The following is a 14,391-nucleotide window of genomic DNA, read 5'->3' as shown; positions in this document are numbered from 1 at the left end:
CAGGGCGAAAACGACCACTCATGGAAAAGCGCGTCACTTTCTCCTCGACGACGATCGGACTGCTCTTTGCATTTCCGATGCTGCTGCTGATCTTCGTATTCTTCTATTGGCCTAGCGCCCAGGCGCTCTATTGGGCGTTCACGCTCGAGCAGCCATGGGGCGGCGGCAATGCCTGGGTCGGTTTCGACAATTTCAAACAGCTGCTTACCGACCCGGTCTATTGGGACTCGATTTCCCGCAGCATGATCTTCGGCTTCAGTTCGACGGCCATTGCCATGGGTCTGGCGCTCATCCTAGCGCTTTTGACAGATCGTGAACTGCGCGGCCATAAGATCTACCGGTCGGTCTTCATCTGGCCCTACGCGATTGCCGCGCCCGCTCTCGGTCTCGCCTTCCGCTTCATCCTGGCGCCGGAGGCAGGCCTTCTGTCGGTCATCAATCACGTCTGGCCCGGTCTCTGGAATCCGGCGCTCGACGGCAAGGATGCGATGATCGCCGTCATCGTTGCATTCTCCTGGAAATATATCGGCTACAATTTCATCTTCTTCCTCTCGGCGCTGCAAGGCATTCCGCGTTCGCTGATCGAGGCCGCCGCAATGGACGGTTCGGGGCCGATGCGCCGTATCTGGGATATTCAGCTGCCCTTGCTGACGCCGACGCTGTTCTTCCTGCTCGTCATCAACATCACCGAGAGCTTCCAGGATTCCTTCGGCATCGTCGACGTCATGACGCAGGGGGGGCCGGCGCGCGCGACGGACCTCATGGTTTACAAGATCTATTTCGACGGCTTTAGGGGCCTCGATTATTCGGGCGCCGCAGCCCAGTCGATCATTCTGATGGTGCTCGTGGTTCTTCTTACCATCTTTCAGTTCCGCTTTATCGAGCGGCGCGTGCACTACAAGTAAGGCCCCTGCACATGATCGAACGCACCCCAATATTCAATTTCATCTGCTATACGCTTCTCGCGCTCGGCATGGTCATCGCGCTCCTGCCTTTCGCCATTGTCATCATCGCGTCGACCCTCGATCTGGAGACGGTCAATCGTGTGCCGCTGCCGCTCACGCCGGGCTCGCATTTCTGGGAAAACGTCCAGACCGCCTGGGTCCGTGCCGATCTCGGCAACAAGCTGTTTCACAGTATCATCTTCGCCGCGGCGGTCGGCGCCGGCAAAGTGATCCTTTCTGCCATGGCAGCCTTCTCGATCGTCTACTTCCGCTTCCGCGGCCGGTATGTGATTTTCTGGATCATCTTCATCACGCTGATGCTGCCGCTGGAGGTCCGCATCGTGCCGACCTATTCGATCGCGGCCAATGCGCTGCAGCCGTTCCAGACGATCCTTGATGTCCTCGGCATAAGCTGGCTCGTGGCGCAGATCACCGGCATCCAGATCAAGCTCGAATGGGGCCTGCTGAATTCCTATCCCGGTCTCGTTCTGCCGTTGGTCGCAACGGCGACCGGCACTTTCCTTTACCGGCAGTTTTACCTGACGGTTCCGGACGAACTTGCCGAGGCCTCGAAGATGGACGGATCGGGTCCTGTCCGGTTTTTCTGGGACATTCTGGTGCCGCTTTCGCGGCCCAACATGATCGCACTGTTCACGATCATGTTCGTCTGGGCATGGAACCAGTATCTCTGGCCGCTGCTGATTACTACCGATCCGAATTTCGGCATTGCTGTGACGCAGCTCAAGACCCTCATTCCCTCCGAATTCGGCCTGCCAGACTGGAACGTCGCCATGGCAGGTACACTTATCATCATGTCGCCGCCGCTGGTGCTCGTCATCCTGATGCAGCGTTGGTTCGTGCGCGGCCTTATCTCTACCGAGAAATGAAGGAATAGTCCTGTGGCACCTATCTCAATCCGTGATGTGAAGAAGAGCTACGGCAAGAATCCCGTCGTTCACGGCGTCGATCTCGAAATCCAGTCCGGTGAGTTCATCGTCATCCTCGGCCCGTCCGGCTGCGGCAAGTCCACACTGTTGCGCATGATCGCCGGCCTGGAGGAAATCAGCGGCGGCGAAATCGCAATCGATGGGCGCGTCGTCAACCGGCTTGAGCCGCGCGAGCGCGGCTGCGCCATGGTGTTTCAGAACTATGCGCTCTATCCGCATATGAGCGTCGCCGAGAATATCGGTTATGCCCTTAAAGTGGCCGGCGTCTCCAAGGTGGAGCGTGAGCGCCGCATCGCCGAAGTCGCCAAGGCGCTCAGCCTGGAACCCTTCCTCGACCGCCGGCCCGCCGCCCTTTCCGGCGGGCAGCGCCAGCGCGTCGCCATGGGCCGTGCGATGATCCGCGAACCGAAAGTGTTCCTCTTCGACGAGCCGCTTTCGAACCTCGACGCCAAGCTGCGCATCGCCATGCGCGCCGAAATCCGCCGGCTGCATCGCCGCCTTGGCGCCACTTCGATCTTCGTCACGCATGACCAGACCGAGGCCATGACGCTGGCTGACCGGCTGGTGGTGATGAACGGCGGCAGGGTCGAGCAGGTCGGCACCCCGGAAGAAGTCTATCATCATCCGGTGTCGCGTTTCGTTGCCGGCTTCGTCGGCACGCCGGCGATGAACCTGCTTGAAGGCACAATCAATGACGAGGGTGTCTTCGTCTACGACCAGAGCCGCAAGATCGCGCTGCCGCGCGAGCGCGCAGCACCGCTGAAAGGCAAACGCGTCGTGCTCGGCATGCGCGCCGAAGCGGCCCGGCTGGTGGCCCCGGATGCGCCCGGTGCTCTCACTGCAACGGCCGATTTCATCGAAGAACTCGGCGCGAGCCGTGTCGTTCACGCCGATTTCGACGGGCTGCCCTTTGCCGTGGCGCTGACCGAAGCCGTGAAGGTGAAGTCCGGCGATCCGATCGGCATCGCGATCGACTATAACGCGATCCATCTCTATGCCGCCGATACCGGCCGGATCATCGAGAACCCTGTGATGAGCAGCGCTGGCGCCGTTCACGCGTGAGGGGACGCGCCGAGGTTGCTTTCTTTCCAGCGGGCGTGGCGGCATGCATCAGCGATGGATCGGGTCGATCCAGGGCACGTCTTCCGGTTTCTCGATCGGCTCGATGTCGAGATTGACGACGACCGGCTCCTGGCCTGAACGGACGAGCACGCATTCCAGCGTCTCGTCGCGGCTGGCGTTGATCTCCTGGTGCGGCACATAGGGGGGAACATAGATGAAGTCGCCGGGACCGGCCTCGGCGGTATATTCCAGATGCTCGCCCCAGCGCATGCGGGCTTTGCCCTTGACCACGTAGATGATGCTTTCGAGGTCACCGTGATGATGGGCGCCGGTCTTGGCGTTGGCATGGATCGTCACCGTGCCGGCCCAGATTTTCTCGGCCCCGGCACGCGCATTGTTGATCGCGGCGGCGCGGTTCATGCCCGGCGTCTGCGCGGTGTTCGGATCGAGCGAATTGCCGGGAATGACCTTGACGCCATGTTCCCGCCAGTCGACGTGATGATGCTCGTGATCGTCGCTCATGCCTTGCCTCCACCTTCGATGAGATCAATCTAGGCGGAGGCGGCGCGAGGGCCAAGTGGATTTGCCGGTCACGCGGGCCGGAATATCTGATCGAAACGAAAAGCTGAACGAAGTTGGGTTGCACACTATGCCGGTGCATCGATAACGTCTGCGCAAAACGAAAGAGCGGACCCGATGAGCCACCTCCCACAGATCGACTACGACACTGCTTCGCAAGAGGTTCGTGCGGCGCATGACGAGGAAGTCAGGCTGCGCGGACGCATGACCAACATGAAGCGCACGCTGCTGCATTCGCCGGCCGCCCATCGCATCTATGCCGAATGGTTCACGCTACGGGCAGAACTCGATCCTGCTATCGGCGACCGGGCGATCTGGATCTTCTCGCATGCAATCTCGAAGGCGGCGAAATCGAAGATCGCCGTCACCTTCTTTCGCCGGGCTTTGATCAACAAAGGTTTCAATCCCGACGCGCTCGAACTTTCCGAGGAGGAAGCGCTGCTCGAGGCCTTCGGCAAGGCGACCGTCGCCGATTCCAATGCCGTTCCCGCCGAACTCTGGGCGAAGCTGAAAGAGCGCTACGAGACGCGGGCGCTGGTCGATCTCGTCGCTTTCGCCGGCATCATGCTGGCTACCGCCGTCTTCAACAATGTCGTCGAGGTCGATTTCGACCCCGAGCTTGAAGCCTTTGCCGAAAGCGCCGATTCACCGGCATCCTGAAACTCAACGATCGAGCGGCAGGATCAGCACATCGCGCGCCGGCACCTCGATGCCGCCATTGTCCATATGGTCGATCGGCCAGACGGGTTGGCCTCGCGCCAACATTCCGCGGGCAAGCGTCACCTCTGTTTTCTGTGCAGTTCTCGTCGGGTTGACGAGCCAGAGAAAGCTGCCTTTCTCCCCGACGTGAATACGCGGGAAGAGCGCGCCATTCGAAAGCGTCGCATGCCGCTTCTTGCCGCTCCATGTTATTAGTTCGGCGAAGAAAGCCCCGTTCGCCTTTCCCAGCGTGCGGTAATAGGCGACGGAGGGATTGGTGCCAATTAGCAGCGTGCGGCCGTTGCCAAAGGTATTTTCGACGACGGCAAGACGGCCGTCGGTGAAATGCCCACGTGCCGCGCCGCCCGCCAGCCGGTAGGACTGCAGGAAACCGCCGCCGTCGACAGCTGCGCCGTCGAGATCGAAATGGATGCGGTCGCCGATATCGGGCATGAATTCGACTTCTTCCTCGCGCGCACCGAAGACCTCGTCGAGGCCCATGTTCGGCTGCACGGTGCCGACATGGCCACGATCGCCGAAATAGCCGGGGCATGCTTCGGCAATCAGTGTGCCGCCGTTTTCGACCCAGGCTTTCAGGCGTTTTGCCTGTTCTGATGTGAACATGATCGGGTAGGGGAAATAGAGGAAATCATAGGGGTCGATATCGTCGATATGCACCCAGTCCGGTTGCGCGCCCTGTTCGAGGAAGGCGCGATAGGCGCCCCACATGGCTTCGGGGTAGGGCTTTTCCTTACGATCGTGGTTCAGGAGGTAATCGAACTCCTGCGTTTCGCGGATAAACAGGATGCCGACCTCGCCGCGCACCGGCTTTGCCTCCCAGAGGGGACCTTGCGCCGTGTCGTTTGCCCACTTTGCCATGGCGCTCGCCATGTCGGAGCGCGGCGTGCGCGAGCCGTCCATGCCGTAGGAGCCGAAGGCGCCGAAAAGGGGGCCGTCAAGCAGCGGGCGCCAGCGAAGGTTTAGGACGCCGCGGGCGCCGCCGGCAAGCGAGGTCATGCTCCAGAGGCGGATATCCTCGGGCTCGGCGACACGGCCATCCTCCTTGTCGCGGCCGATCACCTGCGGCTGCAGCCAAAGCGGGCCGCCCTGGCGCTCGGCATGCCAGAAAGGCTTGCCGCGGGCGGCGGCGCGGTTGATATCGACGCCGTACCAGTTCTTCCAGGCTTCCGAGCCCTTGCGCGCCTGGATCCAGGTGAAGCCGTAGACTTCGACCTTGGAAGCGGCGAGCCAGTCGTCGCAGCCGTTGGCCGCCATGTTGGGAATTGCGCCCGATATGCCATGGGCAACGATGGTGTTCTTCAGATCGATGGCGCGGAGTGTGTCGATGCGCCACTGCATCTGGTCGTAGAAGTTGTCGCGCTTGAACTGCAGCCAGTCGATGCATTCGGGATAGGGCGCCATGTGGACCGGCGGCTCGATATCCTCCCATTCGGCGTAGCTGTAGCGGTGCCAGGCTGTCGCCAGGGCCTTCAGGCTCCCGTATTTCTTCTCCAGCCACTTCCGGAAGGCTGATTTGGCGTAGCTGCTGTAATCGACATCGGCGGAATAGTTGCACTCGTTCCAGACGTCGTAGCCATAGATTGCCGGGTGATCCTTGTAGCGGGTGGCGAGCGCGGTCAGGAACTTGCCCGCAGCTTCCTTGACCTCCGGGCAGTTCAGCGTCAGGGCGCCGGCACCGCCGCCATTATTGGAGAAGCCGCCGGTCGCCGCCGAGACGCCCATATAGGAACCGAGCTTGTTGCCGTCGGCATTGACCTGCAGCGCATGGGCGTATTTGCGAACGGCCCAGTCGGGCACGGCATGGATCAGTTCGGCGATGACTGTCTTGATGCCGTTTGCGGCGGCAAGGTCCAACTGGCGGTCATATTCTTCCCAGTCGTAAACGCCGGGTGCTGTCTCGATCGCGCCCCACATGAACCAGTGGCGGAAGATGTTGAGGCCGTCTTGCCCAGCGGTCGCGTAGTCGCGCTCCCAATCGTCGCGGGGCGGATTTGATTTGCGAAAATAGACGGCGCCGTAGGGCAGTTGGATATCTTTATTGAGCATTGTCTTGTCCTTTTCTATCGATGTCCGGACATGGCTTCGCCGTCCGGAGAAGAGGCTCCGGCAATAGGCAATCGAGGATGTCGTCCGGCTATTTTAAAAAGCGTTTCTTCTAGCGCGGCCCTCCGGCGAGGAGTTCGAGCGTGCGGATGAGGGCGGAATGGTCGCGTTCGCCGTCGCCAATGGCGATGGCGGCATTCATCAGTTGCTGCGTCGCGGCGGTGTTCGGCAGCGACAGATCGAGCGCGCGGGCTGCATCGACGGCAAGTGTCATGTCCTTGCGATGCAGGCGGATGCGGAAGCCGGGCTCGAAGGTCTCCTTGACCATGCGCTCTCCATGCACCTCGAGGATGCGCGAGGCGGCAAAGCCGCCCATCAGTGCGGCGCGCACCTTGGCCGGGTCGGCGCCGGCCTTCCTGGCAAACAGCAGCGCTTCGGCAACCGCTTCGATCGTCAGCCCGACGATGATCTGGTTGGCGACCTTGGCGGTCTGGCCGTCGCCACTGCCGCCGACATGGGTGATGTTCTTGCCCATCTTTTCGAAGAGCGGTCTGGCGCGCTCGAAAGCCTGCTCCTTGCCACCGACCATGATCGTCAGCGAGGCGGCCTTGGCGCCAACTTCGCCGCCGGAAACCGGAGCATCGAGATAATCGCAGCCGAGGGCCTCGACGCGCTTGGCGAAGCTCTTCGTCGCCACCGGCGAGATCGAGCTCATGTCGATGACAAGCTTGCCCTCGGACAAGCCCGAGGCGACGCCGTTCTCGCTGAAGAGAACCGTCTCGACGTCAGGCGTATCCGGCAGCATCAGGACGATGATGTCCGAGGCTTCGGCCACAGCCTTGGCGCCTAACGCCGCCTTGCCGCCCTTGTCGACGAGATGCTGCGAGACCTCCTTGACACGGTGGAGATGCAGCGTGTGGCCGGAATCGATCAGGTGTTCCGCCATCGGGCGACCCATGACGCCCAGTCCGATGAATCCTATATTCATGCTGTTCTCGCTTGCTTCCGGTAGGGTTTCATCCAGCCGAGGCCCTCGCTGGTGCCTGATTTCGGCTTGTATTCACAGCCGACCCAGCCGTCGTAGCCAAGGCGGTCGAGTTCAGAGAGGATGAAGCGGTAATTGATCTCGCCGGTGCCGGGTTCGTTGCGGCCGGGATTGTCGGCGATCTGCACATGGGCGATCTTCTCCTGCAGCCTTGTGAAGGTCGGCATCAGATCGCCCTGCATGATCTGCATGTGGTAGAAATCATACTGGATATAGAGATTGTCGGAGCCGACCCTGTCGAGGATGCGTTCGACATGGGCGGTGCTCGACAGGAAGAAACCCGGAATATCGCGCAGGTTGATCGGCTCGATCAGCAGCCTGACGCCGGCATCGGCGGCGCGCTTTGCTGCATATTTCAGATTGTCGACCAGCACCGTTTCCAGCGTTTCGAGGTCCGCACCCTTTGGCACCAGGCCGGAGATGACGTTGACCTGCCGGCAATTGAGCACCTTGGCATAATCGAGCGCCTGGGTCACACCATCGCGGAATTCCTGCACGCGATCCGGCAGGCAGGCAATGCCGCGCTCACCGCCGGCCCAGTCTCCTGATGGCACGTTGAAGAGCGCCTGTTTCAGGCCACTTGCCTTCAGCGTCTCGGCGACCTTCTCCTTCGGCTCGGCATAGGGGCCGAGATATTCGAACGCGCCGAAACCGTCCCGTGCGGCAGCGGCGAAACGATCGAGGAACGGTAGGTCCTGATAGAGGAAGGAAAGGTTGGCGGAGAATTTCGGCACTGGACAGTCCTTAGATGCCGGGCGCGACGAAACGATGCCGATGCAGCATGCGCTTGTCGCGGGGGTCAGGATTGGGAACGGCTGATATGAGGCTCTTGGTATAGGCCTCCTTGGGAGCGGTGCAGATCTGCTCGGCCTCGCCGAGTTCGACGATTTTGCCGCGATGCATGACGGCGACCCGATCGCAGAAATAACGCACGACTGAAATGTCGTGCGAGATGAAGATGAAGCTCAGGTTCAGCCGCTGGCGGATATCGAGCAGCAGATCGAGAATCTGGCTGCGGATCGAGACGTCGAGCGCAGAGGTCGCCTCGTCGGCGATGATGATGCGCGGATCGAGCGCAAGCGCGCGGGCGATGCCGATACGCTGGCGCTGGCCGCCGGAGAAGGCATGGGGGTAACGCTCCATGCCCATCGGATCGAGGCCGACGAGCCGCATCAGCTCGGCGACGCGGTCCTCCAGCGCCTTGCCCTTGGCGAGGCCGTTGACGATGAGGGGATCGCCGATCACCTCCTTGACGGTCATGCGCGGATTGAGCGAGGCGAACGGATCCTGGAAGACGAGGCGGACTTCGCGGTGGAAGGTGCGCAGCTCGCGTTTCGTCAGCTTGGTGACGTCGATCTCACGGCCCTCCCGGTTGCGATAGCTGATGCTGCCCGATGTTGGCTCGATGGTGCGCAGGATGAGCCGGCCCAACGTCGTTTTGCCGGAGCCGCTTTCGCCGACGATGCCGAGGTTTTCGCCCGGATAAAGATCGAAACTGGCGTCGTCGACCGCGCGTAGCGTGTTGGCCTGGCCCTGCCAGCCGTAAATCTTGCCGAGGTTGCGGACGGAAAGGATCGGCTTCGGCGCCTGCGGCGACGGCGCCACGGATGGCAGCTTGTCTTCGACATGGTGGGTGAGTTTCACCGTTGAGGCGAGCAGCTGGCGGGTATAGGGATGCTCGGCGGCGTGATAGATCGCGTCGACCGGACCCCGTTCGACGATGCGGCCGAAGCGCATGACGGCGACGTCGTCGGCCACTTCGGCGACGATGCCCATATCGTGGGTGATGAGCAGCATGGCCATGCCGCGTTCGACCTGCAGGCGCTTGATCAGGTCGAGGATTTCGGCCTGGGTGGTGACATCGAGCGCCGTGGTCGGTTCGTCGGCGATGAGAATATCGGGATTGCCGGCAAGCGCCATGGCGATCATAGCGCGCTGGCGCATGCCGCCGGAAAATTCGAAGGTGTAGCGGTCCGCCATCCTGTCGGGATCGGGGATTTCGACCTGGCGCAGCAGTTCGACGGTTCTTTCGCGGGCGGCGCGCTTGTCGAGATCGCTGTGCAGGCGCACGGCCTCGATGATCTGCGAACCGATGGTATGGACCGGCGACAGCGAGCTCATCGGCTCCTGGAAGATCAGGCCGATGCGGCGGCCGCGGATGGCGCGCATCGCCCGATCCGACGGCTTCAGGGCGGCGATATCGGTGACCCCGTTACCCCCGGTGACCTCGTCGCCGTTGCGCAGCAGGATGCGGCCGGAAACGATGCTGCCGGGGCTGTCGACGATCTGCAGCAGCGAGCGGGCGGTGACGCTCTTGCCGGAGCCGCTTTCGCCGACGAGGCAGAGCGTTTGGCCGCGTTTCAGCTCGAAACTGACATTTTCGACCGCGTGCAGGATGTGGGTGCGCAGCCTGAAATCGATCGAGAGGTTTTCGACGGAGAGAACGACGTCTTCGGAAAGATCGGTCACGATTTCCTCCTCAGCTCTCATAGGGGTCGGCGGCATCGCGAAGGCCGTCGCCGAAGAAATTGAAGGACAGCACGGCGACGACGACCGCGAGCGACGGCCAGATCAGCAGCCATGGCGCGGTGGCGACCGTGCGAATGTTCTGCGCGTCCTGCAACAGCACGCCCCAGCTGACGACCGGCGGCTTCAAGCCGATGCCGAGGAAGGAGAGCGACGTCTCGGCGACGATCATGGTCGGCACGGCAAGGGTGACGACCGCGAGGATGTGGCTCGTCAGCGACGGCAGGATGTGGCGGAAGATCAGCCGCGCTTCGCTCGATCCGTCGAGTCTGGCGGCAACGACGAAATCCTCGCTGCGTAGCGCAAGAAACCGGCCGCGCACCTCGCGGGCGAGGCTGGTCCAGCCGAGCAAGGAGACGATGATCGTTATGACGAAATAGACGTTGACCGGCGACCATGTCAGCGGGATCGCCGCCGCCAGACCCAGCCAGAGCGGGATGGTCGGCATGGCGCTGACGACCTCGATGAGCCGCTGCATCAGGGTATCCACCCAGCCGCCGTAGAAGCCCGAGATCGAACCGAGTACGACACCCAGGATCAGCGACATGGCGACGCCGACGAGGCCGATCGACATAGAGACTCGGGTGCCGTAGACGAGGCGCGAGAAGACGTCGCGGCCGAGACGGTCGGCGCCGAGCAGATACATCGGGTCGTTCTGGTTGAGAGGGCCGATCAGGTGCCTGTTCATCGGGATCAAGCCCCAGAGATCATAGGCGGCGCCTTTGACGAAGAAGCCGATCGGCACCACCTTGGTGTCGTCGACGACGAAGGTGCGGCGCAGCGCCACCTTGTCGATCTCGACCTTGTAGCCCTTCACGTGGAAATTGAATTCCGAGCTGCCGTCCGGTTTTTCGACGAAGAAGCTGAAGCCCTGCGGTGGGGCATAGGTGTATTGCGGCCGCGAGGTCGTCGGTAAGGCGGGCGCCAGAAATTCGGCGAAGAGGCCGACCAGATAGAGGAAGAGAATGATTGCGCCGGCTACCATCGCCACCTTTTGGCGGACCAGCTTGCCCGCGACCAGCCGCCAGGGGCCAATCACGGCGGTCGAGACGGTCTTGCCCTGTTTCAGCGGGCTGATCGAGGGACCGTCGGCGACGGCATGGAGCGGGCCTGCATGGGTTCCGAAGGTTTCGTGCGTGCTCATCGCATTCCCCTCAATTGAACCGGATGCGCGGATCGAGCAGCGCCAGCAGCAGATCCGACAGCAGCATGCCGACGAGGGTGAGGGCGCTCAAAAGCAGGATGAAGCTGCCGGCGAGATACATATCCTGTGAGATCAGCGCGCGAAAAAGCAGCGGGCCGGCGGTCGGCAGGTTCAGCACGATGGCGGTGATGGTGACGCCGGAGACGAGGTGCGGCAATACCCAGCCAATTGCCGAGACGAAGGGATTGAGCGCGATTCTGACAGGATATTTGAGGATGACCTTGTACTCCGGCAAGCCCTTGGCGCGGGCGGTGACCACATAAGGCTTGTGCAGTTCATCCGTCAGGTTGGCGCGCAGGATGCGGATCATCGCCGCCGTTCCCGATGCGCCGATGATGATAATCGGGATCCAGAGATGGGCGAGGAAGTCGCCGACCTTGGCAAGGCTCCACGGCGCTTCGGCATATTCCGGCGAGATCAGCCCGCCGACGCTCTGGCCGAGATATTTATAGGCGATGTACATCAGCGTCAGCGCGAGGATGAAGTTCGGCACCGCCAGGCCGATGAAGCCGAGGAACGTGAAGACGTGATCGCCGACGGAGTGGCGGCGGACGGCGGAATAGATGCCGATCGGCAAAGCGACGATCCAGACGAAGAGCAAGCTCAAGAGCGAGATCACCAGCGTCGAGCCCATGCGGGCCCAGATCAGGCCGGAGACCGGCTGGCCCCATTCGAAGGAGTAGCCGAAGTCGCCGCGGCTGACGATGCCCCAGATCCATTTCAGGTATTGGACATAGAAGGGGTCGTCGAAGCCATAAATTTCCTTGAGGCGCTCGATCTGCGCGGGATCGACGGTCTGGCCGCTGTCGCTCATGGTGGCGATCATCGAGGTCAGGTAGTCACCCGGCGGCAGCTGGATGATCAGGAACGAGATCAGCGACATGCCGAACAAGGTCGGGATCATGTAGAGCACGCGCTTGAAGATATAGCCAAGCATCGGAATGTTTCTCCTCCCGTCGGGAACACCGTGAGGTGCTTCCCCCGGATCTCCATCCGCTTTCGGCCCCTCCAGGCCAAAAGCGCTCCTCGCGTATCACCTCATTTCCAGGTGAGGTGCAGCACCTCCAGCCGATCAATGCTCGGCACCTCCACCTGTGCGCGGCCATTCCCGAGGGTGAAGCTTGCGGCGCGGTCGGCAACGACAAGCCACGCCTTCGCCATCGATCGGCCCTCTGGAATCTCCACCGAAACGGTCTGTGTAGCCAGAGGGTAATTCTCGCGGATCGGACCTTTCATCATCATCGGGTTGGTGAGGTTGAAGAGGCTAAGTGCTAGGCCATGATCGTTTTCTCGAAGCGCCAGATCGACGACGCCCTTGCCCTTGACGGTGATGCGCGGCGTCTTGCCGAGCGCCCAGTGGACGGCATTGGCAAGCAGGCGGGCGTGGTCGACAGCAAAGACTTCCCAGAAGATCTCGCCGATATTCCAGGGGATATAGACTGTGCGTCCGCCCTTGCCGGTTTCGCGGGCGATGACGGCCGCTCCTTTCGGGTCCTCACGCGGATAGACCTCTTCCATCGGCAGATCCGGGAAATCGGGAACGTAGAGGAAGGGTGTCTTCGCATCGGCATACGGCTCGGCGTGGATGAGGCGGGTGCCGCCCATGATGCGCTCGGCGTCTTCATAACCCTGGTTGATCGGATGATCGCCGGAAAGGGCGATATAGGTATTCTTGACGATGCCGCGCGGGCCGGCGATGAATTTTGCACCGAGCACGTCGGCAAGGCCGAAGTCCGGACGTTTCTTGCCGAACTCGTCCCGCAGCGATGTCTCATAGGAAGCGATGACGCTGCCGCCGCGATCGACATAGGCGCGGATCGCCGCGTTTTGCACATCCGAGAGGCAGGAGGCATTGGCGAGAATGATCAGCTTGAAACGGTCGAGGTTGTCCTCGGTCAGCACCTGATCCGAAAGCAGTTCGAAGGGCAGGCGGGCTTCGACGAGGGCGTGATAGAGACCGAGATCGTGCTTCTCGGCAAAGTGCCGCTCTTCCGGCGCCCAGTGACGCAGCGTCGTCGAGGGATCGACGACGGCGATTTCTGCGGTCGGCTTCATGCTTTCCAGTACCGGCTCGACGGCTGCCTGCAGACCGAAGGCGTCGGCCACAGGCTCGACCCAGCGCTTGTCGGGCACGACGCCGTTGAACTTGGTGAACCAGGCGTAGAGGCCGTGGGCCGTGCCGTCATTGATCCAGAGCTGCATCTCCTCACCCGAGGTGACGGCGTCCTTCCAGCGATATTCCTCCTCCGGGCCGATCGAGGTGATCAGCACGACCGGGCGGTCGGGGAAGGTGGCGCGGATGCGCTTGCCGTTGCGCCCGGCCGACCAGCCGAGTTCAAGGCCCTTGCGGCCCTGATGGTCGACGACGAGGAAGGGGCAATGCCTGGCGATGACCGAGAGGTCGAACTCCATTAGCGAAGCGCCGCCCATGTTCGGGATGAAGCTCGCATGCGGGCGGATCGCCTTCACGGCATCGTCCCACTGGGCGATCATGTCCGTCAGCACACGGCGGCGCCACTGCACCCAGGCCTGCCAGGCCGGATCCTCGGCATCGGGCTTCTTCGGCAGGTGATGGCCAGACATGTCCTTGAAGCGGCGAGCGCTGTCTTCGCTGTAATCGACGCCGTGGCCCTGCCAGCGATTGGCGAAGATCGCGTCGATATCGTATTTGCGGACGATCTCCTTGACCACTTCCGGCATGAAAACGGTGTTATAATCGCCATAGGCATTGGTCACCCAGACATCGGGATAGGCCCAGTGGCGGCGCGGCGTGCCGTCGGCATTGATCATCACCCATTCCGGATGGGCCTTGGCTGCGTCGTCGTGGATCGCATGCGGGTCGACGCGGGCCATGACATGCATGTCGAGCTTGCGGGCGGCGTCGACGAGCGCGCCGAAGATATCCTTGTCGCCGAGATATTTGCTCACATAGTGGTAGGGCACATCGCTCGGATAATAGGCGATATAGCCGCCGGCGCTGAGACAGACCGCATTCGATTTGGTGCGCTTGAAGACATCGATCCAGAAGGCCGGGTCATATTTTTCCGGGTCATCCTCCACGAAGGTCAGCTGGGTCCAGCGGGTCGCGGTCTTGAACCACTCCGGCGTCCTCAACGTATCGGTGTTCTGTTTCCTGGCGTCGAGCATCGTCTTCATCCAATCATTGGCAAAAGAAGGGCCTTAGAGCGGCGCGCGTCGAAAAGGACGCGTTAGTGACGCTCTGACACTTTGAATTTGCGTATAATCCTTTCCGAAAATCGATTCCGATTTTCGGGGCTATGCGCTGGCGCCGGCCGGTGAAGCCGGCGCCTGACATGCATC

The 14,391-nt window shown here is 61.8% G+C and carries 12 protein-coding genes; 4 read left to right on the top strand and 8 right to left on the bottom strand.

Annotated elements, in window-relative coordinates:
- Positions 1 to 20 precede the first annotated feature (20 nt).
- Genes HJB89_RS24180 through HJB89_RS24170 form a run of 3 tightly spaced genes read left to right on the top strand, consistent with a single transcriptional unit; the run spans position 21 to position 2,953 of the window.
- On the top strand, positions 21 to 905 hold the full coding sequence (locus HJB89_RS24180; protein WP_207581585.1) for a carbohydrate ABC transporter permease: 885 nt from the start codon (positions 21 to 23) through the stop codon (positions 903 to 905).
- A gap of 11 nt (positions 906 to 916) precedes the next feature.
- Complete coding sequence (locus tag HJB89_RS24175; RefSeq protein ID WP_164016154.1) at positions 917 to 1,831, top strand: ABC transporter permease subunit; 915 nt, start codon at positions 917 to 919, stop codon at positions 1,829 to 1,831.
- A 12-nt stretch (positions 1,832 to 1,843) separates the two neighbouring features.
- On the top strand, positions 1,844 to 2,953 hold the full coding sequence (locus HJB89_RS24170) for a sn-glycerol-3-phosphate import ATP-binding protein UgpC (RefSeq protein WP_207581584.1): 1,110 nt from the start codon (positions 1,844 to 1,846) through the stop codon (positions 2,951 to 2,953).
- Between the two features lie 48 nt (positions 2,954 to 3,001).
- On the opposite strand, the gene HJB89_RS24165 is transcribed toward HJB89_RS24170, so the two are convergent.
- Positions 3,002 to 3,475, bottom strand: a complete 474-nt coding sequence (locus HJB89_RS24165; protein ID WP_207581583.1) for a cupin domain-containing protein — start codon at positions 3,473 to 3,475, stop codon at positions 3,002 to 3,004.
- 174 nt (positions 3,476 to 3,649) lie between these two features.
- Here HJB89_RS24165 and HJB89_RS24160 point away from each other — a divergent pair, with 174 nt between their 5' ends.
- A complete protein-coding gene (locus HJB89_RS24160; RefSeq protein WP_221150607.1) occupies positions 3,650 to 4,192 on the top strand; it encodes a hypothetical protein in 543 nt (180 codons plus the stop codon).
- A gap of 3 nt (positions 4,193 to 4,195) precedes the next feature.
- On the opposite strand, the gene HJB89_RS24155 is transcribed toward HJB89_RS24160, so the two are convergent.
- From HJB89_RS24155 to HJB89_RS24125, 7 genes are all read right to left on the bottom strand, one after another.
- Positions 4,196 to 6,298, bottom strand: a complete 2,103-nt coding sequence (locus HJB89_RS24155; protein ID WP_221150606.1) for a beta-galactosidase — start codon at positions 6,296 to 6,298, stop codon at positions 4,196 to 4,198.
- 109 nt (positions 6,299 to 6,407) lie between these two features.
- Entirely contained in the window at positions 6,408 to 7,283 is an 876-nt protein-coding gene (locus HJB89_RS24150) for a 2-hydroxy-3-oxopropionate reductase (protein WP_207581580.1), read from the bottom strand.
- A complete protein-coding gene (gene otnI, locus HJB89_RS24145) occupies positions 7,280 to 8,074 on the bottom strand; it encodes a 2-oxo-tetronate isomerase (protein ID WP_221132302.1) in 795 nt (264 codons plus the stop codon). Before otnI ends, HJB89_RS24150 begins: the two co-directional genes overlap by 4 nt.
- Positions 8,075 to 8,084: 10 nt before the next feature.
- Positions 8,085 to 9,809, bottom strand: a complete 1,725-nt coding sequence (locus HJB89_RS24140; protein ID WP_221150605.1) for an ABC transporter ATP-binding protein — start codon at positions 9,807 to 9,809, stop codon at positions 8,085 to 8,087.
- A 10-nt stretch (positions 9,810 to 9,819) separates the two neighbouring features.
- Positions 9,820 to 11,010 (bottom strand): ABC transporter permease, encoded by a 1,191-nt coding sequence (locus tag HJB89_RS24135; protein WP_221150604.1) that lies wholly within the window; start codon positions 11,008 to 11,010, stop codon positions 9,820 to 9,822.
- A 10-nt stretch (positions 11,011 to 11,020) separates the two neighbouring features.
- Complete coding sequence (locus HJB89_RS24130; RefSeq protein ID WP_170278817.1) at positions 11,021 to 12,007, bottom strand: ABC transporter permease; 987 nt, start codon at positions 12,005 to 12,007, stop codon at positions 11,021 to 11,023.
- Between the two features lie 101 nt (positions 12,008 to 12,108).
- Positions 12,109 to 14,217: a family 10 glycosylhydrolase gene (locus HJB89_RS24125; RefSeq protein ID WP_207581576.1), complete on the bottom strand. Its 2,109-nt coding sequence runs from the start codon at positions 14,215 to 14,217 to the stop codon at positions 12,109 to 12,111.
- Positions 14,218 to 14,391 lie beyond the last annotated feature (174 nt).

This window comes from Rhizobium sp. NZLR8, assembly GCF_019685025.1.
GTDB lineage: Bacteria > Pseudomonadota > Alphaproteobacteria > Rhizobiales > Rhizobiaceae > Rhizobium.
This window is presented reverse-complemented; position numbering and strand designations above follow the sequence as displayed.